This is a genomic window from Stenotrophomonas sp. SMYL86, from assembly GCF_036320025.1.
GTDB classification, from domain to species: Bacteria; Pseudomonadota; Gammaproteobacteria; order Xanthomonadales; family Xanthomonadaceae; genus Stenotrophomonas; species Stenotrophomonas maltophilia_A.
The window spans coordinates 104,467-130,159 of sequence record NZ_JAWIRU010000002.1 but is presented as its reverse complement, the minus strand read 5'-3'; the positions used below and the strand labels follow the sequence as shown (position 1 = coordinate 130,159).

The window sequence follows — 25,693 nt, the reverse complement described above, 5'->3', positions numbered from 1 at the left end:
GCGTGTGGGCCCCCCCGCGCCCCCCCCCCCGCCCCCCCCCCCCCCCCGGGGGCCCCCCCCCCCGCCCCCGGCACTACCGGGCAAGGCTCAGCGCGCGCGCTGCCGCCACTGCTCGCGCGACTGGCCCCAGATCTGCATCGGCTTGTCGTTGTACGGCGGCGGCAGTTCCCCCATCCGCAGCAGCGTGCTGCCGAGCTTGCGCGCGACCGCCCGCGAGTTGTCGTTGTTTTCGGCAATGGTGTGGATCACTTCGTCCCAGCCCAGCATGTCGAACGCCCAATCGATTGCTGCGACCGCCGCTTCCGGCGCATAGCCCCGGCCCCAGCTGGCATGACGGATGCCCCAGCCGACCTCGGTACCGGGCCAGTCCTGCGGTTGCCAGGGCCCCATCCGCCCGATCCAGTCACCGCTGGATTTCTCGATCACGCTGAACATCGAGAAGCCAAACAGCTGCCAAGCGCCAGCCAGGCTGCAGAAGCCACGCCAGGCCACCGAAGGCGGCTGCACGCCACCGAGGGTGCGCATCGTTTCCTCATCGGCGCAGAACGCCAGATACGGTTCGTAGTCCTCGCGCAGCAGCGGGCGCAGGATCAGGCGCTCGGTTTCGATGCGCAGGTCGAAGATGCTCATGCCGGCTCCATGTCGAAGGAAGCGTCCATGATGGTGGATTCACGCCCCGCGCGGATGAATTTCGCCGGCTGCAACGAAACGGGCCGGCATAAGCCGGCCCGTCAGGTACTGCATGCTGCGTCTGGATTACTGGCGCGTGCTGGCCGCCGTGGCACCGGCAGCAGCGGTCTGCGTGACCAGCTGGCCGTCGACCACCGGCAGGCGATCGCTGGCCGGCTTGTTGTCCATGCGCACCGTCTTCTCGGCGCCGTCATAGCGGTAGGTCACGTTGTACCCCTTCACCACGTCGTTGGTACCCATGGCAATGCGGTTGCCCGGCTTGCTGGCCATGCGCATGGTGCCGGTGGTGCCGTCCTCGTTGCGGTAGGTCACGTTGTAGCCGGTGACGCGGCTCGACTCGGAGGTCGCGGTCTCGGTGTGGCACTGGCGCTCGGTGCGGTTGACCACGCGGCCACCCACATGGCGCTTGTCGATCTGGTTGCCGATGAAGCCACCGGCCACCGCGCCGGCCGCAGTGGCGGCCTTCTTGCCATTGCCGCCGCCGACCTGGTTGCCCAGCAGGCCACCCACCACAGCACCGACCACGGTGCCGCCGACGTTGCCGTCACGTTCCGGCAGGCGCTCCTGCACCGTCACGTCCTGGCAGACTTCATGCGGGGTCTGGGTGGTGGAGGTCTCACGCACCGCGTCGGTGCCGATCACGGTGGCGTAGGCCTTCTGCTTCTCGGTGATCGGGTCGACCTTCAGCACATCGGCATATTCCAGCCCACGCGGTGCGGTCGGGTCGAGAGTGTCACCACGCGCGCCATCGTCGGTGGCGTTGCCATCGACCAGGCGCGATTCACCATTGGGGGTTCCGGCGCTGATGGAATCGGGCGATTTGTCACCACTCTTCATGAAGGCGGCAGTGGCGATGCCACCGACCAGCAGCGCGCCCGCTGCGACCAGGACAGTTGTAGTTGTGCTTTTCATGACCTGCTCCTTGCGGACCATCCGCAACGTTCTCGAATCAGATTGCAGCATGCGCTGCCTGAACGGAATCTCCACATTTCCTGCTCATTCCCGTAACCCATTCAGCATCGGGAAATGCTGGGCCCGTGGTAGCGTTTGCATATTCCCCAAGAGGACCCCCGCCATGGCCAACCCGATGCTGCTGCCGGTACTGCAATGGGCGCGCCGGCTGCGCTACCCCACCCTGTTCAAGCTCACCGCGGGCCTGTTCGCGCTTACCCTGTTCATCCCGGACCCGATTCCGTTCGTCGATGAGCTGGTGCTCGGCTTCGGCACCCTGCTGCTGGCCAACTGGAAGCGCCGCAACACCACCACGCCTCCGCCGCTGGAGCAGCATTGAGCCTGCTGGTCGACAGCCACTGCCATCTGGACGCCAGCGAGTTCGACCGCGACCGCGCCGCGGTGGTCGAGCGTGCGCAGGCCGCTGGCGTGCACCAGCAGGTGGTGCCGGCGGTGACCGCAGCCAGCTGGCCGAAGCTGCGCGAGGTCTGCCAGCAGGCGCCGGGGCTGTACCCAGCCTACGGCCTGCATCCGATGTTCCTGGCCGAGCACCAGCCTGGACACCTGCCGCTGCTGCGCGAGTGGATCGAACGCGAACGCCCCTGCGCGATCGGCGAATGTGGTCTGGACTTTTTCGTTGAAGGCCTGGATGCCGAGGCGCAACAGGCATATTTCATCGGTCAGCTGGAACTGGCCCGTGAGTTCGAGCTGCCGGTGATCGTGCATGCACGGCGCGCGGTGGATGCGGTGATCGCCGCGATCCGTCGCGTCGGCGGCCTGCGCGGCGTGGTGCACAGCTTTTCCGGCAGTCCAGAACAGGCAGCGCAACTGCACAGGCAGGGCTTCCTGCTCGGGCTCGGCGGCCCGTTGACCTACGAACGCGCGCAACGCCTGCAGCGGCTGGTGCGCGAGATGCCGCTGGAACAGCTGCTGCTGGAGACCGACGCTCCGGACCAGCCTGACGCCGGCATCCGCGGCCAGCGCAACGAACCGGCACGGCTGGCGATCATCGCCCGCCACGTGGCGGCGCTACGCGGGATGGAGCTGGACGCGGTGGCCCAGGCCACGACGGAGAACGCGCGGCGGCTGTTCTCGCTGCCCGCTATGCAACGGTAGGTGCCGGCCGCTGGCCGGCATCTGCGCTGATTCAATCATTCCGGGTTGCCGGCCAGCGGCCGGCACTGCCATCACGCGTCAGCGTGATCCTCGACCACTTCGGCCTTCACCTTCTTCGGCTCCAGCAGCATTTCAAGCGCCTTGCCGACCGCCGCGAACGCGAACGCACCGGTGATGTGGGTCGCCGCACCCAGGCCCGCGCCGCAGTCCAGCTTCAATGCCGCATCAGCGCCCAGGTTCGGGCGGATGCCACAGACGCTGCCATCGGCCTGCGGGTACTTCACATTCTCCAGCGAATACACCGCCGGCACGCCGAAGTAGCGCTTGGCATTCTTCGGAAAGTTGAACTCGCTGCGCAGCTTCTTGCGGATCAACGCCAGCATGGCGTCGTGCTCGGTGCGCGAGACATCGCGGATGCGCACCAGGGTGGGATCGGTGCGGCCACCGGCGGCACCCACGGTCAGCAGCGGCAGCTTGCGGCGGCGGCACCAGGCAATCGTCTCGACCTTGACCCGGAAGCTGTCGCAGGCATCGATCACCAGATCAAAGCCACGGTCCAGCAGTTCGGCCATGTTCGACACCGTCAGGAACGCCTGTACGGCATCGACCGCGATGTCCGGGTTGATCGCGCGGCAGCGTTCGGCCATCGCCTCGGCTTTGTTGCGGCCGTAGTTGCCTTCCATCGCCGGCAGTTGCCGGTTGGTGTTGGACACGCAGATGTCATCGGCATCGATCAGGGTCAGGTGACCGACCGCCGAACGGGCCAATGCCTCCACCACCCACGAGCCAACGCCACCCATGCCCACCACCGCCACGCGGCTGCCCTGCAGGCGCTCGAGTGCGCCCACGCCATACAGCCGTTCGATGCCGGCGAAGCGTTGTTTGACCTGTTCATTCATCCCGCTATTTTAACGTGCAGGCGCCGGCACCCGCAGTACGTCGGCATCGAACCCACCGTTGCACGTCCGGAGAGCCCGCCATGAACGCCAGCCCGCCCCGCCGCCCGTCCACCGCCTACCGCTATCTGTTCGTGCTCGGCCTGGGCCTGTTGATCGGCCTGATCGCCACGGTGATGGTCGGCCGCGCCCTGCAGGCCCGCCGCGATCCGTTCCCGGACAGCCTGATGCAGGTGATGCAACGGCAATCACAGCTGCTGCAGCAGGCCCAGCAGCAGAACCGCTGCAGCCTGGCCGACAGCGTGCCGCGGTTGCAGGCGATGCGCCTGCTGTCCAACGACCTGGACCTGGCCTTTCCCGGGCTGAAGGACAGCGCGCAGTTCCAGCAACATGCCAGCCAGCTGCGCGGCAACCTCAACGCCGCTCTGGCTGCGCCGCCCAGCGACTGCACGGCCCTGGCCCGGGTGGTGGAAACGGTGCAGGCCGACTGCCGCGCCTGCCACCAGGACTTCCGCTGAGCCGCATTCATCCTGCAGCCGGACAAGGCCTGCGCGGTTGGCGCCTTGTTCACGTTCAAAAGGGGACGATTCGTCCACCCTGCTGCATGACGCAGTACCACCCCAGACACCCGCCTTCACGGCCAGGAGACGCCCCATGAAGATCCAGCTCATCGCCGCCAGCGCCATCGCTACCCTTGCCCTGGCTGGCTGTGCCACCTCGCCCGGCTACGGCGGTGGTGGTTACAACAACGGCTACAACAATGGCGGCTACGGCAACAATGGTGGCTACAACCAGGGCCGCTGCGCCGACTGCGGCATCGTGACCCGCATCAACACCGTGCAGTCCGGCCGTACCGCGCCCAGCGCGACCGGCGCGATCCTGGGCGGCATCGTCGGCGCCGTGGCCGGCCACGAGATCTCCGACCACACCGGCGGCAGCCGTGGCAACAAGAACATCGCCGCCGCCGCAGGCGCGGTCGGTGGCGCACTGGCCGGCAACCAGATCCAGAAGAACGTGACCAGCGATACCTACGACATCAGCGTGCGCATGGACGATGGCCGCACCATCGTGGTCAACCAGCGCGACCTCGGCGGCATCCGCGAGAACACCTACGTGCGCGTGGTCAACGGCAAGGTCATCCTGCGCTGACCTGCGTCGGGCCGATGGCAAAGAAAAGGCCCGCTTGCGCGGGCCTTTTCATTTGACGGTATGCAGCGCGATCAGGTCGGCTGAACGGCGTCGGCCTGCAGGCCCTTCTGGCCCTGCACGACGGTGAAGGTGACCTTCTGGCCTTCCTTCAGGCTCTTGAAGCCCTGGGTCTGGATGGCACGGAAGTGCACGAACACGTCTTCGCCGTTTTCACGGCTGATGAAGCCGAAGCCCTTTGCATCGTTGAACCACTTGACGGTACCGGTCTCGCGATCAGACATCTCACTAACTCCCTGGTGACTCTCTCTTGTTGTAGGAAACGCCTGGTGGGCGGCTGACAAGCAAGGGGGAAGCGAGGTGCATCGATGCAGCGGATCGGGAAGATCTTGCTTCATCAGGCCACGATCCACGGTGACCTTGCCAAGCTCAGCGACTGCAACTTAACCCGCCCAAAACGAAAAAGCAACTGGCAAAATCTTTCACTGTCAACCCCAAAACGACCACCATACGGGACAGCATGGGACTCTCATTCATCTTATATCTGCTAGCGGTCATTTTTGTCCTCGTCGGCATCGCCGGAATCATCCTCCCGGCCCTGCCCGGCATCCCGCTGGTGTTCATCGGGCTGCTGCTGGCGGCCTGGGCCGACGGCTTCGCCCATGTCGGCTGGCCAACCCTGGTCGCGCTGGGTGTGCTGACCCTGCTCTCGCTGCTGGTGGACGTGCTGGCCACGGTGGTAGGTGCGCAGCGGGTCGGCGCCAGCCGCAAGGCACTCTGGGGCACCTTCGTCGGCAGCATCGTCGGCCTGTTCTTCATGCCGATCGGCCTGTTTGCGGGACCGCTGGTCGGTGCCCTGCTCGGCGAGTACTGGCACACCCGCGAACTGGGCCGCTCGACCAAGGTCGGCCTGGCCACCTGGCTCGGCATCCTGCTCGGTCTGGCGTTGAAGCTGGCGGTGGTGATCGCGATGCTGGGCCTGTTCGCCTTCGCCTGGTTCCTGTGACTGGCGCAGCCTTCACGCCACGCGCACGCGGTGGCCGTGCATAAACCGTGGGGGCTGGCCGCGATCCGGTACAGCCGCCACACTGTGCGATCCCCGTATTCACCGAAGGGCCTGCTGGAATGACCCTCCCCCCGCTGCTTCCCCGCCTTGCGCCGCTGGCGCTGGCCCTGGCCAGTGCCCCGCTGGCCGCGCAGGAATTCGTGCCCAGCACCGATACCTCGCCGGCCGCTTGCGCGGCCATCACCACTGACGCGGCGCGCCTGGCCTGCTATGACCGCCTGTTCGCGCATACGCCGCAGGCCACGGCCGCCGCCGATGCCGCTGCCGAGGCGGCCGCGCAGGCCCGTCGCGAAGAACGCCAGACCGCACGCGTGAGCCAGGGCGAAGAGAAACTGCGCGAGCGGGTCAGCGACCTGTTCCGCCCCGCTGCGCCGGACAGCGCGCTGGCCAATGCCGGCCGCGGTTCGCTGTTGGACAGCCGCTGGGAGCTGGCCGAAGACTCCAAGCTGGGCCCGTTCCAGCTGCGTGCGTACAAGCCGGTGTACCTGCTGCCTGCGTTCTGGACCAGCGACCGCAACACCACACCGCATTCGCCGAATCCGGCCAACACGGTCACCACGCCGCAGGTGCTGGACAGCGCCGAACTGAAGTTCCAGATCAGCTTCAAGACCAAGATCGCCGAGAACCTGTTCGGCGACAATGGCGACATCTGGGCCGGCTACACCCAGAGCTCGCGCTGGCAGGCCTACAACGGCGAGGATTCGCGCCCGTTCCGCGAAACCAATTACGAGCCGGAAGTGATGATGGTGTTCCGCAACGGCTACTCGATCGGTGGCTGGCGCGGCCGCATGACCGGCATCGCGCTGAACCATCAGTCCAATGGCCGCGCCGATCCGCTGTCGCGCAGCTGGAACCGGGTGATGCTCAACATCGGCCTGGACCGCGAGAACTGGGCGCTGGTACTGCGCCCGTGGTACCGCATCCCGGAAACCCGCAGCGACGACAACAATCCGGACATCGAGGACTACATGGGCCGCGGTGATGCGACCCTGACCTGGAACCGCAACGGCCACGAAGTCTCGTTGATGGCACGCCATTCGCTGCGCACCGGCAGCCGCTCACACGGTGCCCTGCAGCTGGATTACGGCTTCCCGATCAGCAACCTGCTGCGCGGCCACGTGCAGATCTTCGACGGCTACGGCGAGAGCCTGATCGACTACAACCACAAGGCCACCTACGTGGGCGTGGGTGTGTCCCTGCTGGAGTGGTTCTGATGGACGTGACGATCTGGCACAACCCGGCCTGCAGCAATTCGCGCGGCGCATTGAAGCTGATCCGCGATGCAGGCTTCGATCCTATGGTGATCGAGTACCTGGGCACTCCACCGGACGTGGCCACGCTGCGCCAGGTGCTGGCCGAATCCGGATTGAGCGCACGTGATCTGGTGCGAAGCAAGGAAGCGCAGTTCGCCGAACTGGGACTGGAAGAGGCCGACGATGCCACGCTGCTGGCCGCGATGGCCGAACACCCGCGGCTGATCAACCGCCCCGTGGTGCGCACGCCCAAGGGCACCCGGCTGTGCCGTCCACCGGAAACGGTGCTGGAGATCCTCTAAGCCCGCCCTACTTTTGGTAGAGCCGAGCCATGCTCGGCTGCGGTTCGCGTGCTACCCATGAATGCAGCCGAGCATGGCTCGGCTCTACAGAACGGGTTACCGCCAGTCGGTGATGCCCTCGCGGCGGTATACCTCGGCGAACGCCGGGCGCGCCTTCATCGACGTGGCATGTGCCTTCAGCACCGGCCAGGTGTCGCTGGGCCTCGGCATGTTGCGCGACCTGCGCATCAGCATGTAGTCGACCACGCAGGGCGCCTCGCTCAGCACATACGGCCCCTGCCCCTGCAGGTGTGCAGCCCTCCACTGCCATGCGGTCTCTAGGCACTGGCGCCCGCAGGCAGAGATGCGACCCGACAAGAACATCAAAAGGCCGAAATCCACCTAAAAAATGGCATGCGCTTCAAATGCTGAAGATATTCGACATGCATCCCTCTATCGCACCAGCGTCTTCTGAACTTATTTTTATATTGACCACTTTTGATTCATCCCAGTAGAAAAAATTTTCATCCAGAAGCGTTATTGTCAAAACACCAGCATCAATTGAATACTTCGCCGCCTTGGTTGTGAAACCATGGACCTGGTCATCCGCCTCTATATAGATGGAACCTGGATCACCCTCCAATTCGTCACGGCACAGCCCGATGTTGTGCGGAACCACAGCAGCAGTGTGACCAAACACAAAGCCCAATGAGAAGTAGCTCTCATCAGTATCCCCATTGTCAACATCCACCCGAATAGGCACATAAAATCCACTCATCGCGTCACCTTCTTTCAAACCGCGTCCGCCTTCAATAGCAGGAGGCAAGCCAAATGAGATTAATGCTGCGCATCAGCCCGATCCAGCTCTACCGCGTGCCACGCACAAGGTTCGGATCAATACCGTGGGAGAGCTGTAGTCCAGCCGAAGTTCGCGGTCCATGTCTGGGTCTTGAAAACGCGCCCCCTACTCACGTCGACGGTGCAATTACGACACTGCCCGCACATCCGACCCCAAGCCTGATATCCGCTGCGCCGCACTGTCTTGCTGCAAGTGCGGGTCAGTTTTCTCGGTAGGCCAACCAAGGCGGAATGGATGTACAAAGCCACAGCACTCCAAGGATCCTCTGCAGCTCGGCTACGGCCAAAATGTACCGACTGGGCCAGACGCTTATCATGCGTACTCGGAAGGCCATGCCTGTGCCGCCCGCGGTGGATCATCCTGCATCTGCTGTAATACCGGAACTGACACATGGACCCGCGGCCGGGAATTGCACGGCTGGTGGAGTCGACTGTCGCGCGCGCCGCGGGATATTCGCGGGCTGATCGAAGAGCAGTCGACTCTACTTGGTCGGCCACGCCACCACGACGCTGTCGGTTACCGCCAGTCGGTGATGCCCTCGCGGCGGTATACCTCAGCGAACGCCGGGCGTGCCTTCATTGCTGTGGCATGCGCCTTCAGCACCGGCCAGGTGTCGCTGGGCTTCGGCATGTTGCGCGACCAGCGCATCAGCATCACCAGCATGTAGTCGACCACGCAGGGCGTGGCACCCAGCAGGTACGGTCCGTGCGCCTGCAGGTGCGTGGCCACATGCTGCCAGGCAGCTTCCAGACGCTGCCGTGCCATCTCGCGGGTGGCCTCCACGTTTGCCTCGCCCGCCATTTCGTACGGATAGAACCAGGCCCGATAGGCCGGCTGCAGCGTATTGGCACACCAGAACATCCAGCGGTAGGCATCGGCGCGCTGCGGCGTACCCAGTGCCGGCAGCAGGTTGGCTTCCGGATGGCGGTCAGCCAGATACAGTGCGATCGCCGCCGCTTCGGTCAGTACCAAGCCATCGATCAGCAGCGTCGGCACAACGCCGGCCGGATTCAGCGCCAGGTACTCCGCCGACTTGTGCTCGCGCGCGTCGAAATCCAGCAGCACCAGTTCGTGCTCGATACCCAGCTCGATCAGCAGCCAGTGCACTACCAGCGCGGCGGTACTGGTTGAACCATACAGCGTGGTGCTCATGCGGAAGATCCCGTGCAGGTGGATCGGCCGATTATGCGCCCACACGGGCGGTCACTGCTCAGCCGCAGCGGCTCATGCAGGTATCGCGGCCTTCGCTACAGGACATGATCGGCGTGCGTATCGCGCAGTCGTGCGTCTTCAGTTCACAGGAACGGCGCAGCTCGGGGTTGGCAACGTCCTTGCAGCGCTTATCCGGCGCCGGCACCATCTGTTGTTCGCAGCTGAAGTCGTTGCTGCCGATACTGCCCCGCGCCATGCAGCTGCGATAGTCGGCCTGGCACTGCATGCGGCACTGCGAGGAGGCGGAGAAATCCGCACCTTCGTAGGATGAGGTTGTGCTGCAGCCAGCCAGGGCCAGCAGGATCGCAACGGCGATGAATCGATGCAGGCCCATGAACACGTCCTGTGTGAGGTCGCGCCGAGCCTAGCAGAGCAGATGCTGCAGGTTCGTTAACCCTCACCACACAACAACGGCGCCATACGGGCGCCGTTGCTTGAACCGGATGCGCGGCAGGATTACTCCACCACCACCGGAATCTTGCCGATGCGGGCCTGCCACTCACGCGGGCCGGTCTTGTGCACCGATTCACCGGTGGAATCCACTGCCACGGTCACCGGCATGTCCTGCACGGTGAACTCGTAGATCGCTTCCATGCCCAGGTCAGCGAAGCCGACGACCTTGGCCGCCTTGATCGCCTTGGACACCAGGTAGGCCGAACCGCCGACCGCCATCAGGTAGGCCGACTTGTTGTCACGGATCGCCTCGATGGCCGCCGGGCCGCGCTCGGCCTTGCCGACCATGCCCAGCAGGCCGGTCTGCTCCAGCACCTGGCGGGTGAACTTGTCCATGCGCGTCGCGGTGGTCGGACCGGCCGGGCCCACCACTTCGTCGCGCACCGGATCGACCGGGCCGACGTAGTAGATGAAGCGGCCCTTCAGATCGACCGGCAGTTCCTCGCCCTTGTTGAGCATGTCGACCATGCGCTTGTGCGCGGCGTCGCGGCCGGTCAGCAGCTTGCCGTTCAGCAGCAGGGTCTGGCCCGGCTTCCAGCTGGCCACATCTTCCGGCGTGATCGTGTCCAGGTCCACGCGGGTGCCCTTGGACGAATCGTAGGTCAGCTTCGGCCAGTCCTCCAGCGACGGCGGGTCCAGCATCACCGGGCCGCTGCCATCCAGGGTGAAGTGCGCATGGCGGGTGGCAGCGCAGTTCGGGATCATCGCCACCGGCAGGTTGGCCGCGTGGGTCGGGTAATCGTTGATCTTGATGTCGAGCACGGTGGTCAGGCCGCCCAGGCCCTGCGCGCCAATGCCCAGTGCGTTGACCTTCTCGTACAGCTCCAGGCGCAGCTCTTCGATGCGGTTGGACGCACCACGGGCCTGCAGCTCGGTGATGTCGATCGGCTCCATCAGCGCTTCCTTGGCCAGCAGCATCGCCTTCTCGGCGGTGCCGCCGATGCCGATGCCGAGCATGCCCGGCGGGCACCAGCCGGCGCCCATGGTCGGCACGGTCTTCAGCACCCAGTCGACGATGGAATCGGACGGGTTGAGCATGGCGAACTTGGTCTTGGCTTCCGAACCACCACCCTTGGCGGCGACGATGACGTCGACGGTGTTGCCCGGCACCACCTTGACGTTGACCACGCCCGGGGTGTTGTCCTTGGTGTTGATGCGCTTGCCGGCCGGATCAGCCAGCACCGAAGCGCGCAGCTTGTTGTCCGGGTGCATGTAGGCGCGGCGCACGCCTTCATTGGCCATGTCTTCCACGCCCATGGTGGCGTCGTCCCAACGCACGTCCATGCCGATTTCCAGGAACACGGTGACGATGCCGGTGTCCTGGCAGATCGGACGGTGGCCTTCGGCGCACATGCGCGAATTGATCAGGATCTGCGCCATCGCTTCCTTCGCGGCCGGCGACTCCTCGCGCTCGTAGGCGGCGGCAAGGTTCTTGATGTAGTCGACCGGGTGGTAGTACGAGATGTACTGCAGCGCGTCGGCGATGGACTGGATGAGGTCTTCCTGCTTGATCGATGTCACGACTTGCTCGCTTGCTGGAGGCTGGCGGGGGTAATCCCCCCATTTTACCCCCTCCCCCGGCCGCAGGGTGGTAGTGCCGGCCGCTGGCCTGCACTATCCACGCACACCCTCTGTCACGCCACGCGCCACTGCGGCGTCCTTGCCCACATGAACGCTGAAACCGCTTTCCAGACCCACCGTCCGCGCCTGATGGCGCTGGCCTACCGCCTGCTCGGCAGTCGCGCCGACGCCGAAGACGTGGTCCAGGATGCCTGGTTGCGATGGTCCGGCGCCGACCCGGCGGCCGTCCGCGACCCCGAAGCCTGGCTGGTCACCACCACCACCCGGCTCGGCCTGGACCGGCTGCGCGCAGCCAAGCGCGAGCGCGTGCATTACGTCGGCCCGTGGCTGGCCGAGCCACTGGCGGTCACCCTGGAGCCCGACCCGGCGCCCGGCCCGGCGCAGCTGCACGCGCTGGCCGACGACGTCTCGGTCGCCTTCCTGACCCTGCTTGAACAGCTGGGCCCCGAGGAGCGCGCCGCGTTCCTGTTGAAGGAGGCCTTTGATCACGATTACCGCGAGATCGCCGAGCTGATCGGCCACAGCGAGGCCAACTGCAGGCAGCTGGTGCACCGTGCCCGGCAGCGCCTGCAGGCCGGGCGGCCGCGCTTCAACGCCGACGCCAGCCAGCACCGGCAACTGCTCACGCGCTTCATGGACGCTTCCCAGCGCGGCGACAGCGAAGCGATCCAGGCCCTGCTGCACGCCAACGCGCTGCTGGTCTCCGACGGTGGCGGCGTGGTCACCGCAGCGGTGCGCCCGCTGCTGGGCGCCGAACGCATCGGCCGCCTGTTCTGGGCCATCGCGCGCCGCGGCGCGGTGCACCCGGCGCAGTTGGGCTATGTCAACGGCGAGCCGGCGATCCTGCGCTTCCAAGGCGATCGCCTGCACTCGATCACCACCATCGAAGTGGTCGATGGCCGCATCGCCAACGTGTACAGCGTGTTGAATCCGGAAAAGCTGCCGGACGTTGTCACGAACAGGGACGGCACGGCGTCCTTGTAATGAAAGGCGGCCATCGTGGCCGCCGTGGAGCCGAAAATGTCCGACCACGCCTCTCCCCGCGTCCCTTACACCCGCCTGGCCGCCGAAGCCTTCAAGGGCCTGCTGGCCACCAGCCAGGCGGTGCATGACAGCTCGATTGATCCGACCCTGATGGAACTGGTGTTCCTGCGCGTGTCGCAGCTCAACGGCTGCGGCTATTGCATGGACATGCATGCCACCACGCTGCGCAAGGGCGGCATCGAGCCGCGCAAGCTCGATACCCTGCCCGCCTGGCACGAAAGCCGTTTCTTCGATGCCCGCGAGCGTGCGGCGCTGGGCTGGGCCGAAGCGCTGACCCGGCTGACCGACGCCGCGCCGTCGCAGGCGGCGTTCGATGCACTGGCACCGCACTTTGATGAGAAGGGCATCAGCGACCTGAGCATGGGCATCGCGGTGATCAATGCCTGGAACCGGCTGGGCGCCGGGCTGCTGCCGCCGCTGCCCTGAGCGCTTCGTTGACAGTGCCTGGACCGCCGGGCACTGTACCTGCCCCGCAGGAAGCATCCGAACGTCATGGCCGACGAAGCCCCCGACACGCCCAGCAAGGAGGCGCTGAAGGCGCTGACCCAGTACCGGGAGCGGGACACCGCGCCGCCCGAACTCCTGTCGACGCTTGAACGGCATGGACTGTTGTGGCCCGTCGAACATCCGGGCCATGAGGCCCTCCAGGTGCGGATGTTCGCCGCCTATGCCCGCGCCGACCGCCAGCATGTGGCAGACAACTTCATCCTCGGCGTGCAGGAGAACCGCAGCGACCTGCGCGCCGGGCTGTCGGCGTATGCGTTCATGGTGCACTTCCCCAGGCATCAGGAGCAGCCACACCCCAGCCTCGCCTGTGCGGTCTGCGGCCAGGTCCGCGAAGGCAGATTCGACCCGACCAGCTGGGCGCGCGTCCGCCACAACATCGGGGTCGTGCTCGGCGGAAGCGTAAACGCCATCACCTTCCTGTTGGAACAACACAATCTGACGCCAAGACGGGCGCCCGGCGACATGAGCACACTGGTGGCACTGCTGCGGCTGCTGCACCACGAGAGCGACGCCAAGGACACCCCGTCGACCATCGTCAAACGCGTGCGCGCGCTGCCGGGCCTGAAACTGTCCGTCGAGCAGGCGCGTCACCTGCTGGATGCCCTGGGCCATGCCGGGCTGCTGCAGACCCCCGAGCATCCCGGCCTGGCGCAACGCTTCACCCGGGTCGGCCTGGCACCGCGCACGTCGCGCTCTTCGGACTGGAGCTATCCCGTCGATTTCTGGAAAGGCGCCTACGGCATCGACAGCGGGGCCCTGCGCTTCTGGTTCGCTCACCATCCTGCGCTGCTGGCTGCGCTGGACTGAGCGCGCAGGCGGCGCCGACGCGCTGCCCTGCCGGCGCATGGCAGGCATGCGCCCCGTTCATGCCTCCGCCACGCGCAGGGCGCGCACAATACGCACATGCCTGCTACCCCCACCGCTGGCGCTGCCGCCGCGAAGAAACCCAGCCTGCGCCAGCGCTTCAGGGCGATGCGCAACCTGCCACCGTTCCTGCGCATGGTCTGGAAGACCAGCCCCGCGCTCACCCTGGCCAGCCTTGGCCTGCGCCTGATCCGTGCGCTGCTGCCGGTGGCGATGCTCTACGTCGGCAAGCTGATCATCGACAGCGCCCTGCACCTGAGCCAGCACGACGCTGGCTTCCCGCCGCTGGGCGAAGCACTGTCCAGCGGCATACTGAATCCGCTGCTGGGCCTGCTGGCGCTGGAATTCGGCCTGGCCATCGCCTCGGATCTGCTCGGCCGGCTGGTCAGCTACGCCGATGCCCTGCTCTCGGAACTGTTCGCCAACGTCACCAGCATCCGGTTGATGGAACACGCGGCAACGCTGGATCTGGAGGACTTCGAGGACCCGGACCTGCAGGACAAGCTGGACCGTGCGCGACGCCAGACCATGGGCCGGATGAACCTGATGAGCCAGTTGTTCGGCCAGGTACAGGACGCGATCACCGTGGCCAGCCTCGCCATCGGCCTGCTGGTCTACGCGCCGTGGCTGATCCTCCTGCTGGCGCTGGCACTGGTGCCGGCCTTCATCGGCGAATCGCACTTCAACGCGGCCGGCTACAGCCTCAACTTCCAGTGGACGCCGGAGCGCCGCCAGCTCGACTACCTGCGCCAGCTCGGTGCCAGCGTGGAAACGGCCAAGGAAGTGAAGATCTACAACCTGCACCGCTTCCTGGTGGAGCGCTATCGCAGGTTGTCTGTAGCACTCTTCCAGGCCAACCGGGCACTGGCCCGGCGCCGCGCGTTCTGGGGCACGCTGCTGGCCGCACTGGGCACGCTGGGCTACTACACCGCCTACGCCTACATCGCCTGGCGCACGGTGCGCGGCGACTTTTCGATCGGCGACCTGACCTTCCTCGCCGGCAGCTTCCTGCGCCTGCGCCAGCTGCTGGAGGGCCTGTTGATCGGGTTCTCGCAGGTGGCCAGCCAGGCGCTGTACCTGGATGACCTGTTCTCGTTCTTCCAGATCCAGCCGGAAATCCACTCGCGCGAAGGTGCAGTGCGCGTGCCGCAGCCGATCCGCCAGGGCTTCGTGTTCGAGAACGTCGGCTTCCGCTACCCGGATGCCGAGCAATGGGCGGTGCGCCACCTTGATTTCCAGCTGCAGGCCGGCGAAGTACTGGCGCTGGTCGGTGAGAACGGCGCCGGCAAGACCACGCTGGTGAAGCTGCTGGCGCGGCTGTACGAACCGGACGAGGGCCGCATCCTGCTCGATGGCCGCGACCTGCGCGACTACGACCTGGACGACCTGCGCGCCAACCTCGGGGTGATCTTCCAGGACTTCGTGCGCTACAACCTCAGCGCCGGCGAGAACATCGGCGTTGGCCAGGTCGAGGCGATGGACGATCAGGCACGCATCGCCGACGCCGCACGGCGCGGCATGGCCGAGGAAGTGATCGACGACCTGCCCGGCGGCTACGACCAGCTGATCGGCCGCCGCTTCAAGCAGGGCGTGGACCTGTCCGGTGGCCAATGGCAGAAGATCGCCATCGCCCGTGCATGGATGCGCAATGCGCAGGTGATGATCCTGGATGAGCCAACGGCGGCGCTGGATGCGCGAAGTGAGTTCGAGGTGTTCCAGCGGTTCAGGGAACTGGCGGATAATCGCACCGCAGTGCTGATTTCCCACCGTTTTTCCTCGGTACGCATGGCCGATCGCATCCTGGTGCTGGCCGATGGCCGGATCGAGGCCAGCGGCACCCATGAAGAGCTGATGGCCCAGGGCGGCCGCTACGCCGAACTGTTCGAGCTGCAGGCCGCCGGCTACCGCTGAGAACGCCTCTCGTTCCGCCTAATGAGAACCTGTCTCATTTGAGATAGAATCACCCCGACGACTTCCGATAGATACGCCCATGTCCTCCGCTTTTGGCGCCGAAACGGTGCTTGAGGTCCGTCATTGGACCGATGCCTACTTCAGCTTCACCCTCACCCGCGACAGCGGTTTCCGCTTCGAGAACGGCCAGTTCGTGATGATCGGCCTGGAAACCGAGGCGCGGCCGCTGCTGCGCGCGTATTCCATCGCCAGCGCCAACTGGGAAGAGCATCTGGAGTTCTTCAGCATCAAGGTGCAGGACGGCCCGCTGACCTCGCGCCTGCAGCACATCAAGCCGGGTGACAAGGTGCTGGTCGGCAAGAAGCCCACCGGCACCCTGCTGATCAGCGATCTGCACCCCGGCAAGAACCTGTACCTGCTGGGCACCGGCACCGGCATGGCGCCGTGGCTGTCGGTCATCAAGGACCCGGAAACCTACGAGCGCTTCGAGAAGGTGATCCTCTGCCACGGCGTGCGCTACGAGAAGGACCTGGCCTACCGCGATTACTTCGAGAAGGAACTGCGTGAGCACGAATTCCTGGGCGAGATGATCGGTGACAAGCTGCTGTACTACCCGGCCGTCACCCGCGAGCCGTTCGCCAACCAGGGCCGCCTGACCCAGCTGATGGAAAGCGGCGAGATGCAGCGCACCCTCGGCCTGCCCGAGCTGAGCCCGGAGAACGACCGCGCGATGATCTGCGGCAGCCCGCAGATGCTGGCCGACCTGCGCAGCGTGCTCGATGCCCGTGGCTTCCAGGTCTCGCCGCGTATCGGCCAGCCGGGCCACTACGTGTTCGAACGCGCCTTCGTCGAGAAATAAACAAAAAAAGGGGACGGAGGGGATTAAGTCGTTTGTGCACAAACGACTTAATCCCCTCCGTCCCCTTTTTGGGTTCATCTCACAGCAGCGCTTCGATCTCGCCGCGCAGCTGCTCCGGCCTGGTGGTGGGCGCATGCCGCGACACCACCTGCCCCTGGCGGTCGACCAGGAACTTGCTGAAATTCCACTTGATGCGGGCGCTACCCAGCAGGCCGCGCTTCTCGCGTGACAGCCATGCCCACAACGGATCAGCCCCCTCGCCGTTGACCTCGATCTTCTCCGACAGCGGGAAGCTGACCGGGTAGTCCAGCGAACAGAACTGGCGGATCTGCGCGGCGTCGCCCGGTTCCTGTGCACCGAACTGGTTGCATGGGAACCCGATCACCACCAGGCCACGGTCGCGATACTGCTGCCACAGCTGTTCCAGCCCGGTGTACTGCGGGGTGAAGCCACAGCGGCTGGCGACATTGACCAGCAGCAACGGGTGCCCCTGGTACCGGGCCAGGGCCTGCGGCTGGCCGTCGAGGTCGCGGAAGCTGAAATCGTAGGCAGTGGTCATGGCAGCGGGCCGTGGGCGGTGAATGCATGGTACCCGCGCCCAGCCCCGGCAACATGCCTTTTGACACAAGTGCGGGCGCCGCCGGCCGGGTTACCCTCGGGCCCTTGTTTGCCTTACCGGAGTTCCTACCTTGACCACTCGCCTTGCCCTTGCCGTGGCCATGTCCCTCGGCCTTGCCCTGCCCGCCTTCTCGGCCGGCGCCGCCACCCCGGCTGCCAGCACCCATGCCCAGCAGGCCAATCCGTTCTTCGCCGAAAGCCCGCTGCCGCTGCATTTCCCGCAGTTCGACAAGATCAAGGACAGCGACTTCGCCCCGGCCTTCGACGCCGGCATGGCGCAGCAGCTGAAGGAAGTGGAGGCGATCGCCAACAACAAGGCCAAGCCGACCTTCGACAACACCATCATCGCCCTGGAAAAGAGCGGTGACATCCTCGACCGTGCGACCACCGTGTTCTTCAGCCTGGTAGGCGCCGATACCAACGACACCCGCAAGAAGCTGCAGGCCGACTACTCGGCGAAGTTCGCCGCGCACAGCGATGCGATCGCGCTGAACGGCAAGCTGTTCGCCCGCATCCAGGCGCTGTACGACACCCGCAGCCAGCTGGGCCTGGACGCCGAAGGCGTGCGCCTGGTCGAGAAGTACTACGACAACTACGTGCGCGCCGGCGCCAAGCTGTCCGAGGCTGACAAGGCCACGCTGAAGGCGATGAACGCCGAGCTGGCCAACCTGGGCACCAAGTTCAGCCAGAACGTGCAGTCGGAAGTGAACGCTTCGGCGATCACCGTCGACGACGTCAAGGAGCTGGACGGCCTGTCCAAGGAGCAGATCGCTGCCGCCGCCGAAGCCGCCAAGGCCCGTGGCCTGGAAGGCAAGTACGTGATCACCCTGCTCAACACCACCGGCCAGCCGCCGCTGACCAACCTGGCCAACCGCGCCCTGCGCCAGAAGATCTACGAAGCCTCGACCACCCGCGGCAGCCGCGGCGGTGAGTTCGACAACACCGCGCTGGTCTCGCGCATCATGCAGCTGCGTGCCGACAAGGCCAAGCTGATGGGCTTCCCGAACTTCGCCGCCTACAACCTGACCAACCAGACCGCCAATACCCCGGAAGCGGTCAACGCAATGCTGGGCAAGCTGGCTCCGGCCGCCGTGGCCAACGCCAAGCGCGAAGCCGCCGATCTGCAGGCGATGATCGACAAGGAACAGAAGGCCGCGCGCAAGCCGACCTTCCAGCTGGAACCGTGGGACTGGGCCTTCTACAGCGAGAAGGTGCGCCAGGCCAAGTACAACTTCGACGAGTCGCAGCTGAAGCCGTACTTCGAGATGAAGAACGTGCTGGAGAACGGCGTGTTCTACGCCGCCGGCCAGGAATTCGGCCTGACCTTCAAGCAGCGCACCGACCTGCCGGTCTACCACGATGACGTCACCGTCTACGACGTGTTCGACGCTGACGGCAGCCAGCTGGCGATCTTCATCTTCGACCCGTATGCACGCGCCTCCAAGCGCGGCGGTGCGTGGATGAACTCCTACGTCTCGCAGTCCAAGCTGACCGGCTTCAAGCCGGTGGTCGCCAACCACCTGAACATCCCGAAGCCGCCGGCCGGCCAGCCAACCCTGCTGACCTGGGATGAGGTGAACACCACCTTCCACGAGTTCGGCCACGCCCTGCACGGCATGTTCTCCAACGTGAAGTACCCGTACTTCTCGGGCACTTCGGTGCCGCGTGACTTCGTCGAGTTCCCCTCGCAGGTCAACGAAATGTGGTCGGATAATCCGGTCATCCTGAAGAACTACGCCAAGCACTACCAGAATGGTTCGGCGATGCCGCAGGCACTGCTGGACAAGGTGCTGGCCGCTGCCAAGTTCAACCAGGGCTTCGCCACCACCGAGTACCTGGGTGCGGCCATGCTTGATCAGCGCTGGCACCAGATCGGCGCCGACCAGGTGCCGACCGCCAAGGACGTGATGGCCTTCGAGCGCGCCGCGCTGGAGAAGGACGGCATCTACTACGCGCCGGTCCCGCCCCGCTACAAGACCCCGTACTTCAGTCACATCATGGGCGGCTACTCGGCCGGCTACTACGCCTACATCTGGTCGGAAGTGCTCGACGCCAACACCCAGAAGTGGTTCAAGGACAACGGCGGCCTGAGCCGCAAGAACGGCGACCACTTCCGCGCCACCCTGCTGTCCAAGGGCGGCAGCGTGGATGCCATGCAGCTGTTCCGCGATTTCGCCGGCCACGAGCCGCAGATCGAACCGCTGCTGGAAAAGCGTGGCCTGACCGGCGCCGGCAACTGATCGCCCGCGCGGTAGCCTGAAACGAAAACCGCCCGGGAGACCGGGCGGTTTTTTGTTGGGGCATCCACGCATGGCGTGGATCTACTGGCTGTCAACGTGGCGCCACGTACCCACCCGGCACGCCTTCCGGCGACAGCACCAGCTGCCACAGCTGCGCGTGCCGGCAACGGAAGGTGGCCATCGACCCGGCCAGGTAGAAGCGCCACATGCGCCGGAAGTGCTCGTCATAACGTGCATCCAGCCGCGGCCACGCTGCTTCCACGTTGCGTCGCCAGGCCTGCAGGGTCAGATCGTAATCGGTGCCGAAGTTGTGCCAGTCCTCCAGCACGAAGCGGCCCTCGAACGCCTTGGTGATCTGCACCGCCGATGGCAGCATCGAGTTGGGAAAGATGTAGCGTGCGATCCACGGGTCGGTACGATGCCGCGAGATGTTGGTGCCGATGCTGTGCAGCAGCAGCAGGCCGCGCGGTGACAGGCAACGCCTGGCCACCTCGAAGAAGCTGGCGTAGTTCTTGTCGCCGACGTGCTCGAACATGCCGATCGAGAAGATCGCATCGAACGGCTCGTGCAGTTCGCGGTAGTCCTGCAGGCGGATCTCGATCGGCAGGCCGGCGCACAGTTCGCGGGCGAACTCGGCCTGCTCCTGCGAAATGGTCACGCCGACGCCACTGACACCGTAGCGCTCGGCGGCGAACTTCAGGGCTTCGCCCCAGCCACAGCCGATGTCCAGCACACGCTGCCCCGGGCGCAGGCCCAGCTTGCGGCAGACCAGGTCAAGCTTGGCTTCCTGCGCGGCGTCGAGATCGCCGGCATTGCGCCAGTAGCCACAGCTATAGACCAGGCGCTGGCCCAGCATGGCCTGGTAGAGATCATTGCCGAGGTCGTAGTGGCGGCGGCCCACCTCGTAGCTGCCCTGTCCCACCTGCAGGTTGAACAGGCGCGCCTTCAGTGCATCGGCCACTTCGCGCCAACCGTGCACCCGTTCGTCCAGGTGCGCCTGCATCAGGTGGACAAGGAATTCATCCAGGACGTTGGCATCCCACCAACCGTCCATGTAGCTCTCGCCGAGGCCAAGCGAGCCGTGCGCCATGACCCGCGCGAAGAAGCGCGGGTCATGCACCTGGATATCCTGTGGCTGGGTACCGCCGATGCGGACCCCGGCTTCCTGCAGCAGGCCGGCGACCCGCTCCTGCAACCCTGTATCCACGCCACCTCCTCGACTGCGGTCAACCGCGTGCGAACAGCTCCACGTAGTCCTTGGCCACGTGCGGCAACAGCACCGCCGCCGGTACATCGGCGGTCTGGGTGCCGTCCGAGTATGGACCCACCTGGTACGGCGGGAAAACAAAGCGCAGCGCGGTGATCTGCCCCTTGTCGTCGGTCAGCGGCTGGAACTGGCTGAAATTGTCGGCCTGCGGGCCGGTGCCGTCGGCAATCATGCGCGATGCGTTGCGCAGCGATTCCTGCAGCTGGGCCGGATCCATGTCCTCACCGCTGAGGCGGGTGGCCACGCGTTCACGCAGCTGGTCAGCGACGAAATCGCTGATCGCCTTCCAGCCCTTGGCATCGGCCACCAGCTTTTCGGCGCTGAGCATCTGCTGATGCTGCGGCAGCCACACGAATCGGGCCACCAGCGGTTCGCCATGGGCGCCACCGGTGTAGCGGCTGCCATCGGCACTGACCACCACCAGCTGCGGGGTTTCCAGCAGCTTCTCGAAGCTCAGCGACAGCTCGTACGGCATGGTCGGCTTGTCATTGCCCAGCCCGTCCAGCGCCTGTTGCAGGTCACTGCGCGCACTCGTCGCATAGCTCTGCAGCGCGCGGGCCAGGCCCGGGTAGCGGTCGATGCCGGCCGGGTAGCTGATACCCACCACTTCGCGTTCGTTGTTCTCGATCACGTCGCGCAGGTCCAGCGGCGCTTCCGTGACCGGCGTTTCGCCTGCGGCGGTGGCTTCGGCGGCGGGCGCCGCGTCGGTCGCCGCTGCCGGCTCGCTTTCACGCTGGCAACCGGCCAGCAACAGCACGCCCACCACGCCGGCCAGCACGCTGCCGTGCAATGGCCGGTTGTTTCCAATCTTCATCGGGATCCCCTGTTCATGTTTGTACATCATCGCCTGCCATGGCTGAAGCGTGGCCCGCTGGCATTCAGCCAACGAGCAGGTCGTGGTACTCCTCATGCCGCTGCAGGAAGGCCTCGGCGTAGGAACACGCCGGCACCACCTTGTACTTCTGCTCACGGGCAAAACGCAGCGCCACACGGGTCAGCTCACCGGCGATGCCTCGGCCGGCAATCGGCTCGGGCACCTCGGTATGCGTGATGACCATGCGCCTGCGTTTGATCTGGTAGTCCAGCACCGCCAGCTGTCCGCGCACACGGGCGGTGAAGCGATGGTTGGCCAGGTCGTGTTCGACCTCGTAGGCCAGACCGGGGGGCGTGACCGAAGCCATGGAACTGTCTCCTGCGGCGACTGCGTGGATGGTGCGCAGCCGGGCGCCATGATCGCGTGAAGCCTGAACAGGGGCAAGTCCGTTCCATTCACGTCAGTTTGCGACCCTCAAGCTGGAGCGCTGGCGGCCGCTATCGCCTGTGGAGGGGTACGGCCAGGCTGGCACGGCCCTTGCGACCGTTGATCATGCGCACCACCGCGGAGGCTCCGATGCACCCCAACGATTCCCATTCAGATACCGACCGCGCCCTGCTGGAGGGCCTGCTGCAACTGGCCGTGGAGGGGCAGACCCAGGACCGGGATTTCCAGCGCATCGGCGAAGAAGTGTTCGCCCGCCTGCTGGATACCTACGGTCAGCAGCCCACGCTCTGAAACAGCGGGGGCGGATCGCTGCCGATCCGCCCCGCTCCCGTCATCAACCGCCGCCGAGGCGGAAGGTCGGGTTGGAGAGTTCGCGCAGGAAGTGAGTGAAGATGCTCGGCTGCATGGCCAGCATGAAGATCACGCCGAACGCCGCGCCTGCCAGGTGCGCGCTGTGGTTGATGCGGTCACCGCCGCGCTTGTCCATCCAGATGCTGTAGCCGACGTAGAACGCGGCGTAGACGATGGCCGGCGCCGGGATGAAGAACACCAGGATGATCGACCACGGCTTGATCAGGATGAAGGCAAACAGCACCGCCGACACCGCACCGGACGCACCCAGGCTGAGATAGTTCGGGTTCTTCTGGTTCTTCAGGTAGCTGGGCAGGATCGAGACCAGCAGCGCACCGATGTAGAACGCCGGGTAGGTCAGGTAGCTGCCGGTCAGCTGCACCATCACGCTCTCGATGAATCCCCCGAAGAAGAACAGGGTGATCATGTTGAAGATCAGGTGCGACCAGTCGGCGTGGATGAAGCCATAGGTCACCAGCCGGTCGTACTGGCGGTGACGGTCGACGGCTGGCGGCCACAGGATCAGGCGGTCGGCCAGCTTGCGGTTGTTGAACGCCATCCACGACAGGATGGCGGTGATGGCGATCAACAGCAGATTGACGGGGGTCATGTCAGGCTCAGGCGCTACGGTAGTTGTCGACCATACGATAGCGTTTCGCATACCAACCGAAGGCCAACGCCGCAACGAAGGCGAAACCGGCGAAGAAGAACATCAGGAACGCCGCTTCACTCAGGCCCGTACTGGCGATCTTGTGGGTCACCGCATCGTTGCGCACCGCCGCGTTGGACAGCAGCACCCACAGGTTGCCGATGGTGGTGGTCAGGTTCCAGAAGCTCATCACCACGCCCTTCATCGCCTGCGGCGCCTGGCTGTAGGCGAACTCCAGGCCGGTGGCCGAGACCAGCACCTCTCCGAAGGTCAGCAGCGCATACGGCAGCATCTGCCAGAAGATCGACATGGCGTTGCCCCCGTCCATCACCACCTGGATGCCGCCGACCACGATCCAGGCCAGGCCGCTGAAGGCGATGCCGGCGGTCATGCGGCGCAGCGCGGTCGGCTCGAAGCCGAAGCGGCGCAGGGCCGGGTACAGCACCAGGTTGTTGAACGGAATCAGGATCATCACCAGCAGCGGGTTCAGTGCCTGCATCTGCGAGGCGGTGAACCAGCTCGGCATCTGCATCTGCTGGCCCTGCAGGACCCAGGTCGAGGCCTTCTGGTCGAACAGCGAGAAGAACGGCGTGGTCAACGCGAAGATCACCAGCACCCGCAGCACCGAGCGCACGCCTTCGACGGCTTCGGCCGGATGCTGGCCACGGGCGCGATCGAGCTGCAGCCAGGTGCCACCACCGATACCGGCCAGGATCGATACCAGCGCCAGGCACAGGCAGATCACGATGCCCAGCGAGCCAACCAGGCCGAACGAGGCCACTGCCAGCACCAGGCCGAGCACGGCGATCACCAGGCCCGGACGGCCCTGGCCGGCCACGCGCGTGGTCAGTGCGGTACGCACCACGTTGGCGAACGAATGCGGATCCTTCGGCGGCAGCGGCACCAGCACGTAGCGCTTGCGGCCCAGCCAGAACACGAAGGTGGCGATGAACATCAGGATGCCCGGGATGCCGAACGCCCACTGCGGGCCCCAGTTCTTCAGCACCAGCGGGATCAGCAGCGAGGCGAACAGCGAGCCGAAGTTGATGATCCAGTAGAAGGCGTCGAAGACGATCTTGGCCAGGTGCTTGTTGCTCTGGTCGAACTGGTCGCCCATGAACGAGGCCACCAGCGGCTTGATGCCACCGGCACCGAGCGCGATCAGGCCCAGTCCGAGGAAGAAGCCCTCGCGGCTGTTCTCGAACAGCGCCAGGCACAGATGGCCGGCGCAGTAGACCAGGCTGAACCAGAGGATGGTGTGGTACTTGCCGAAGAACCTGTCGGCCAGCCAGCCACCGAGCAGCGGGAAGAAATACACGCCGATCATGAAGCTGTGCATGATGTCCTTGGCTTCACCGGCACGGCCTTCCGCAGTGATTTCCTGCAGCAGCAGCGAGGTGATCAGGAACTGCACCAGGATGTTGCGCATCCCGTAGAAACTGAACCGCTCGCAGGCCTCATTGCCGATGATGTACGGGATCTGGCGCGGCATCTTTCCCTGGCCGGCGATGGGGGCAACTGCGTCGTGGCTCATCCTGTAAGGCAATCCTGCAAAGCGAAAGGCGCAAGATTACCGGAAGCAGGGCTTGCGAAGCACGCTGCAGGGCTGCATGACAACGGTGCCAATCCATGGCAGGCAGCGACACTCCGTGTCGGAAGTCACGGCACCTGCACGACAAAAGCGTAAACTTATCGTTATGCGCCCCCTCGCCCCCGCCCGTCTCCTGCTCAGTTGCCTGGTGCTGCTGATGGCGTTGCAGGCACAGGCGCGGCCGCAGGCAACGGCCGCCACTGCCAGTGACAACGAGCCCCGGCAACTGACCGTGGCCGCGCTGGAACTGCCCAGCCGCGATGACGCGCAATGGAAGTTGCGCCGTGAGCAGGTCGCACAGTTGCTGACCGACCTGCAGCCGGACGTGATCTCGGTGCAGCAGGTGCTGCAGCAGCAGGGCCGCAATCCGGCCTGCTGGCTGGCCAGCCGGCTGCGCTACAGCTGCGACTTCGTTACCGCCGATCCGCCCAGCCAGCCGTTGCGGCATGGCAACGCGATGCTGACCCGGCTGCCGGTCAGCGAGGATGGCGTGACCCTGCTGCACCCACCCGGCACCTTCAGCGCCGCCGGCATGATGCGGCTGAAGCTGGGCGAGGCACTGGTCAACATCTATGTGGCACGGCTGCGCCCGGACCCGGACGAGGCCACCGCCCGCCAGCATCAGACCAGCGACCTGATGACCTGGATCGGCGCCACCGCCGAGGGCATGCCCAGCCTGATTGCTGGCGATTTCTCCGCCAACACGGTGGAACTGGTGCGCAGCACGCCGGGTTTCCAGCCGGCCCGGCGCAATCCCGGCGGCCGCGCCGAAGCGCCGGCGGCCGGTGGGGGTGGCAGCAGCGGCCACGGCCTGGATGTGCTGTTCCAGGTCAAGCACTTCGGCGGCATCCGCCAGCAGCCGATCCTGCTGCCGGCCGACGGCGACCTGCCCGGCCTGCGCCTGGGCGTGATGGCCACCCTGCGCCTACAGGGCGAAACGGCCCCCGCGGAATAGGTAGTGGCGGGGGGGGGGGGGGGGGGCGGGGGCCCGCCCGGATGCGGGCGCGGGGCGCGCCCGCCCCCAGGC

29 protein-coding genes and 1 pseudogene are annotated in these 25,693 nt (G+C 65.7%); 15 read left to right on the top strand and 15 right to left on the bottom strand.

All coding sequences use genetic code 11. The features are described from left to right. Positions 1-87 precede the first annotated feature (87 nt). Together V3B64_RS03215 and V3B64_RS03210 are read right to left on the bottom strand one after the other, a co-directional pair. Positions 88-630: a GNAT family N-acetyltransferase gene (locus V3B64_RS03215; protein ID WP_049398752.1), complete on the bottom strand. Its 543-nt coding sequence runs from the start codon at positions 628-630 to the stop codon at positions 88-90. Between the two features lie 126 nt (positions 631-756). Beyond that, positions 757-1,602 (bottom strand): glycine zipper 2TM domain-containing protein, encoded by an 846-nt coding sequence (locus V3B64_RS03210; RefSeq protein ID WP_032129667.1) that lies wholly within the window; start codon positions 1,600-1,602, stop codon positions 757-759. Positions 1,603-1,765: 163 nt separating this feature from the next. On the opposite strand from V3B64_RS03210, the gene V3B64_RS03205 reads away from it, so the two are divergent. Next, the gene (locus V3B64_RS03205; RefSeq protein WP_049398753.1) at positions 1,766-1,981 is read left to right on the top strand and encodes a DUF6116 family protein; all 216 of its coding nucleotides are present in this window, start codon (positions 1,766-1,768) and stop codon (positions 1,979-1,981) included. Then, positions 1,978-2,757, top strand: coding sequence for a TatD family hydrolase (locus V3B64_RS03200; protein WP_329913606.1), 780 nt, complete (start codon positions 1,978-1,980; stop codon positions 2,755-2,757). Before V3B64_RS03205 ends, V3B64_RS03200 begins: the two co-directional genes overlap by 4 nt. Before the next feature lie 71 nt (positions 2,758-2,828). Here V3B64_RS03200 and V3B64_RS03195 read toward each other — a convergent pair whose 3' ends face one another. Further along, positions 2,829-3,656, bottom strand: coding sequence for a tRNA threonylcarbamoyladenosine dehydratase (locus V3B64_RS03195; protein WP_134952129.1), 828 nt, complete (start codon positions 3,654-3,656; stop codon positions 2,829-2,831). A gap of 80 nt (positions 3,657-3,736) precedes the next feature. Here V3B64_RS03195 and V3B64_RS03190 point away from each other — a divergent pair, with 80 nt between their 5' ends. Continuing rightward, on the top strand, positions 3,737-4,171 hold the full coding sequence (locus tag V3B64_RS03190; protein WP_049398757.1) for a cytochrome c: 435 nt from the start codon (positions 3,737-3,739) through the stop codon (positions 4,169-4,171). A 136-nt stretch (positions 4,172-4,307) separates the two neighbouring features. Next, entirely contained in the window at positions 4,308-4,802 is a 495-nt protein-coding gene (locus tag V3B64_RS03185) for a glycine zipper 2TM domain-containing protein (RefSeq protein WP_010486804.1), read from the top strand. A 71-nt stretch (positions 4,803-4,873) separates the two neighbouring features. Here the strand turns inward: V3B64_RS03185 and V3B64_RS03180 are convergent, their stop codons facing one another. After that, the gene (locus tag V3B64_RS03180; RefSeq protein WP_005410290.1) at positions 4,874-5,083 is read right to left on the bottom strand and encodes a cold-shock protein; all 210 of its coding nucleotides are present in this window, start codon (positions 5,081-5,083) and stop codon (positions 4,874-4,876) included. Positions 5,084-5,319: 236 nt separating this feature from the next. Here V3B64_RS03180 and V3B64_RS03175 point away from each other — a divergent pair, with 236 nt between their 5' ends. From V3B64_RS03175 to arsC, 3 genes are all read left to right on the top strand, one after another. After that, positions 5,320-5,805, top strand: coding sequence for a DUF456 domain-containing protein (locus tag V3B64_RS03175; RefSeq protein WP_153855967.1), 486 nt, complete (start codon positions 5,320-5,322; stop codon positions 5,803-5,805). A 119-nt stretch (positions 5,806-5,924) separates the two neighbouring features. After that, complete coding sequence (locus V3B64_RS03170; protein WP_019337376.1) at positions 5,925-7,079, top strand: phospholipase A; 1,155 nt, start codon at positions 5,925-5,927, stop codon at positions 7,077-7,079. Beyond that, positions 7,079-7,420, top strand: coding sequence for an arsenate reductase (glutaredoxin) (gene arsC, locus V3B64_RS03165; RefSeq protein ID WP_329913605.1), 342 nt, complete (start codon positions 7,079-7,081; stop codon positions 7,418-7,420). Before V3B64_RS03170 ends, arsC begins: the two co-directional genes overlap by 1 nt. A 96-nt stretch (positions 7,421-7,516) precedes the next feature. Here arsC and V3B64_RS03160 read toward each other — a convergent pair. From V3B64_RS03160 to V3B64_RS03140, 5 genes and pseudogenes are all read right to left on the bottom strand, one after another. Further along, a pseudogene (locus V3B64_RS03160) lies at positions 7,517-7,774 on the bottom strand (glutathione S-transferase); the annotation flags it as partial. 46 nt (positions 7,775-7,820) lie between these two features. Further along, positions 7,821-8,177, bottom strand: coding sequence for a hypothetical protein (locus V3B64_RS03155; RefSeq protein WP_329913604.1), 357 nt, complete (start codon positions 8,175-8,177; stop codon positions 7,821-7,823). A gap of 597 nt (positions 8,178-8,774) precedes the next feature. Further along, complete coding sequence (locus V3B64_RS03150) at positions 8,775-9,410, bottom strand: glutathione S-transferase family protein (protein WP_329913603.1); 636 nt, start codon at positions 9,408-9,410, stop codon at positions 8,775-8,777. Positions 9,411-9,468: 58 nt separating this feature from the next. Next, positions 9,469-9,804, bottom strand: a complete 336-nt coding sequence (locus tag V3B64_RS03145) for a hypothetical protein (RefSeq protein WP_329913602.1) — start codon at positions 9,802-9,804, stop codon at positions 9,469-9,471. Positions 9,805-9,926: 122 nt separating this feature from the next. Further along, positions 9,927-11,444, bottom strand: coding sequence for a fumarate hydratase (locus V3B64_RS03140; protein WP_006377486.1), 1,518 nt, complete (start codon positions 11,442-11,444; stop codon positions 9,927-9,929). A 147-nt stretch (positions 11,445-11,591) separates the two neighbouring features. Between V3B64_RS03140 and V3B64_RS03135 the strand changes: the two genes are divergently transcribed. The 5 genes from V3B64_RS03135 (at position 11,592) to V3B64_RS03115 (ending at position 16,689) form a co-directional block, all read left to right on the top strand. Then, positions 11,592-12,488 (top strand): RNA polymerase sigma-70 factor, encoded by an 897-nt coding sequence (locus V3B64_RS03135; protein WP_329913601.1) that lies wholly within the window; start codon positions 11,592-11,594, stop codon positions 12,486-12,488. A gap of 36 nt (positions 12,489-12,524) precedes the next feature. Next, positions 12,525-12,974 carry a carboxymuconolactone decarboxylase family protein gene (locus V3B64_RS03130; protein WP_253143577.1) on the top strand — a complete coding sequence of 150 codons (450 nt, stop codon included), beginning with the start codon at positions 12,525-12,527 and terminating at the stop codon, positions 12,972-12,974. A gap of 66 nt (positions 12,975-13,040) precedes the next feature. After that, positions 13,041-13,862 (top strand): hypothetical protein, encoded by an 822-nt coding sequence (locus V3B64_RS03125; protein ID WP_107433039.1) that lies wholly within the window; start codon positions 13,041-13,043, stop codon positions 13,860-13,862. 96 nt (positions 13,863-13,958) lie between these two features. After that, positions 13,959-15,830 carry an ABC transporter ATP-binding protein gene (locus V3B64_RS03120; protein WP_285301831.1) on the top strand — a complete coding sequence of 624 codons (1,872 nt, stop codon included), beginning with the start codon at positions 13,959-13,961 and terminating at the stop codon, positions 15,828-15,830. Between the two features lie 79 nt (positions 15,831-15,909). Further along, on the top strand, positions 15,910-16,689 hold the full coding sequence (locus V3B64_RS03115; RefSeq protein WP_046984352.1) for a ferredoxin--NADP reductase: 780 nt from the start codon (positions 15,910-15,912) through the stop codon (positions 16,687-16,689). Between the two features lie 79 nt (positions 16,690-16,768). Here V3B64_RS03115 and V3B64_RS03110 read toward each other — a convergent pair whose 3' ends face one another. Continuing rightward, a complete protein-coding gene (locus V3B64_RS03110; protein ID WP_121505091.1) occupies positions 16,769-17,248 on the bottom strand; it encodes a glutathione peroxidase in 480 nt (159 codons plus the stop codon). A gap of 130 nt (positions 17,249-17,378) precedes the next feature. Between V3B64_RS03110 and V3B64_RS03105 the strand changes: the two genes are divergently transcribed. After that, a complete protein-coding gene (locus tag V3B64_RS03105; RefSeq protein WP_329913600.1) occupies positions 17,379-19,547 on the top strand; it encodes a M3 family metallopeptidase in 2,169 nt (722 codons plus the stop codon). Positions 19,548-19,638: 91 nt separating this feature from the next. On the opposite strand, the gene cfa is transcribed toward V3B64_RS03105, so the two are convergent. The 3 genes from cfa to V3B64_RS03090 are packed head-to-tail and all read right to left on the bottom strand — an operon-like array spanning position 19,639 to position 21,995. Then, the gene (gene cfa / locus V3B64_RS03100; RefSeq protein ID WP_049421515.1) at positions 19,639-20,754 is read right to left on the bottom strand and encodes a cyclopropane fatty acyl phospholipid synthase; all 1,116 of its coding nucleotides are present in this window, start codon (positions 20,752-20,754) and stop codon (positions 19,639-19,641) included. A gap of 19 nt (positions 20,755-20,773) precedes the next feature. Then, on the bottom strand, positions 20,774-21,655 hold the full coding sequence (locus V3B64_RS03095; RefSeq protein ID WP_329913599.1) for a DUF3298 domain-containing protein: 882 nt from the start codon (positions 21,653-21,655) through the stop codon (positions 20,774-20,776). A gap of 37 nt (positions 21,656-21,692) precedes the next feature. Next, the gene (locus tag V3B64_RS03090) at positions 21,693-21,995 is read right to left on the bottom strand and encodes a GNAT family N-acetyltransferase (protein WP_006455911.1); all 303 of its coding nucleotides are present in this window, start codon (positions 21,993-21,995) and stop codon (positions 21,693-21,695) included. 209 nt (positions 21,996-22,204) lie between these two features. On the opposite strand from V3B64_RS03090, the gene V3B64_RS03085 reads away from it, so the two are divergent. Further along, positions 22,205-22,366 (top strand): hypothetical protein, encoded by a 162-nt coding sequence (locus V3B64_RS03085; protein ID WP_329913598.1) that lies wholly within the window; start codon positions 22,205-22,207, stop codon positions 22,364-22,366. Between the two features lie 43 nt (positions 22,367-22,409). On the opposite strand, the gene V3B64_RS03080 is transcribed toward V3B64_RS03085, so the two are convergent. Together V3B64_RS03080 and V3B64_RS03075 are read right to left on the bottom strand one after the other, a co-directional pair. After that, complete coding sequence (locus V3B64_RS03080; RefSeq protein ID WP_032129656.1) at positions 22,410-23,036, bottom strand: rhomboid family intramembrane serine protease; 627 nt, start codon at positions 23,034-23,036, stop codon at positions 22,410-22,412. Positions 23,037-23,043: 7 nt separating this feature from the next. Then, positions 23,044-24,609 (bottom strand): oligopeptide:H+ symporter, encoded by a 1,566-nt coding sequence (locus V3B64_RS03075; protein WP_032129657.1) that lies wholly within the window; start codon positions 24,607-24,609, stop codon positions 23,044-23,046. A 163-nt stretch (positions 24,610-24,772) separates the two neighbouring features. Between V3B64_RS03075 and V3B64_RS03070 the strand changes: the two genes are divergently transcribed. Continuing rightward, positions 24,773-25,621, top strand: coding sequence for an endonuclease/exonuclease/phosphatase family protein (locus tag V3B64_RS03070; protein WP_329913597.1), 849 nt, complete (start codon positions 24,773-24,775; stop codon positions 25,619-25,621). The last annotated feature ends 72 nt before the right edge of the window (positions 25,622-25,693 follow it).

Excerpts from the sequence above, each read along its gene's own strand:
- V3B64_RS03070 (WP_329913597.1), top strand. The coding sequence starts at position 24,773 with ATGCGCCCCCTCGCCCCCGCCCGTCTCCTGCTCAGTTGCCTGGTGCTG.
- V3B64_RS03120 (WP_285301831.1), top strand. The coding sequence starts at position 13,959 with ATGCCTGCTACCCCCACCGCTGGCGCTGCCGCCGCGAAGAAACCCAGC.
- V3B64_RS03095 (WP_329913599.1), bottom strand. The coding sequence starts at position 21,655 with ATGTACAAACATGAACAGGGGATCCCGATGAAGATTGGAAACAACCGG.
- V3B64_RS03210 (WP_032129667.1), bottom strand. The coding sequence starts at position 1,602 with ATGAAAAGCACAACTACAACTGTCCTGGTCGCAGCGGGCGCGCTGCTG.
- V3B64_RS03115 (WP_046984352.1), top strand. The coding sequence starts at position 15,910 with ATGTCCTCCGCTTTTGGCGCCGAAACGGTGCTTGAGGTCCGTCATTGG.
- V3B64_RS03180 (WP_005410290.1), bottom strand. The coding sequence starts at position 5,083 with ATGTCTGATCGCGAGACCGGTACCGTCAAGTGGTTCAACGATGCAAAG.
- V3B64_RS03125 (WP_107433039.1), top strand. The coding sequence starts at position 13,041 with ATGGCCGACGAAGCCCCCGACACGCCCAGCAAGGAGGCGCTGAAGGCG.
- V3B64_RS03205 (WP_049398753.1), top strand. The coding sequence starts at position 1,766 with ATGGCCAACCCGATGCTGCTGCCGGTACTGCAATGGGCGCGCCGGCTG.
- V3B64_RS03185 (WP_010486804.1), top strand. The coding sequence starts at position 4,308 with ATGAAGATCCAGCTCATCGCCGCCAGCGCCATCGCTACCCTTGCCCTG.
- V3B64_RS03195 (WP_134952129.1), bottom strand. The coding sequence starts at position 3,656 with ATGAATGAACAGGTCAAACAACGCTTCGCCGGCATCGAACGGCTGTAT.
- arsC (WP_329913605.1), top strand. The coding sequence starts at position 7,079 with ATGGACGTGACGATCTGGCACAACCCGGCCTGCAGCAATTCGCGCGGC.
- V3B64_RS03150 (WP_329913603.1), bottom strand. The coding sequence starts at position 9,410 with ATGAGCACCACGCTGTATGGTTCAACCAGTACCGCCGCGCTGGTAGTG.
- V3B64_RS03190 (WP_049398757.1), top strand. The coding sequence starts at position 3,737 with ATGAACGCCAGCCCGCCCCGCCGCCCGTCCACCGCCTACCGCTATCTG.
- V3B64_RS03155 (WP_329913604.1), bottom strand. The coding sequence starts at position 8,177 with ATGAGTGGATTTTATGTGCCTATTCGGGTGGATGTTGACAATGGGGAT.
- V3B64_RS03135 (WP_329913601.1), top strand. The coding sequence starts at position 11,592 with ATGAACGCTGAAACCGCTTTCCAGACCCACCGTCCGCGCCTGATGGCG.
- V3B64_RS03175 (WP_153855967.1), top strand. The coding sequence starts at position 5,320 with ATGGGACTCTCATTCATCTTATATCTGCTAGCGGTCATTTTTGTCCTC.
- V3B64_RS03075 (WP_032129657.1), bottom strand. The coding sequence starts at position 24,609 with ATGAGCCACGACGCAGTTGCCCCCATCGCCGGCCAGGGAAAGATGCCG.
- V3B64_RS03090 (WP_006455911.1), bottom strand. The coding sequence starts at position 21,995 with ATGGCTTCGGTCACGCCCCCCGGTCTGGCCTACGAGGTCGAACACGAC.
- V3B64_RS03085 (WP_329913598.1), top strand. The coding sequence starts at position 22,205 with ATGCACCCCAACGATTCCCATTCAGATACCGACCGCGCCCTGCTGGAG.
- V3B64_RS03170 (WP_019337376.1), top strand. The coding sequence starts at position 5,925 with ATGACCCTCCCCCCGCTGCTTCCCCGCCTTGCGCCGCTGGCGCTGGCC.
- V3B64_RS03130 (WP_253143577.1), top strand. The coding sequence starts at position 12,525 with ATGTCCGACCACGCCTCTCCCCGCGTCCCTTACACCCGCCTGGCCGCC.
- V3B64_RS03110 (WP_121505091.1), bottom strand. The coding sequence starts at position 17,248 with ATGACCACTGCCTACGATTTCAGCTTCCGCGACCTCGACGGCCAGCCG.
- V3B64_RS03145 (WP_329913602.1), bottom strand. The coding sequence starts at position 9,804 with ATGGGCCTGCATCGATTCATCGCCGTTGCGATCCTGCTGGCCCTGGCT.
- V3B64_RS03215 (WP_049398752.1), bottom strand. The coding sequence starts at position 630 with ATGAGCATCTTCGACCTGCGCATCGAAACCGAGCGCCTGATCCTGCGC.
- V3B64_RS03080 (WP_032129656.1), bottom strand. The coding sequence starts at position 23,036 with ATGACCCCCGTCAATCTGCTGTTGATCGCCATCACCGCCATCCTGTCG.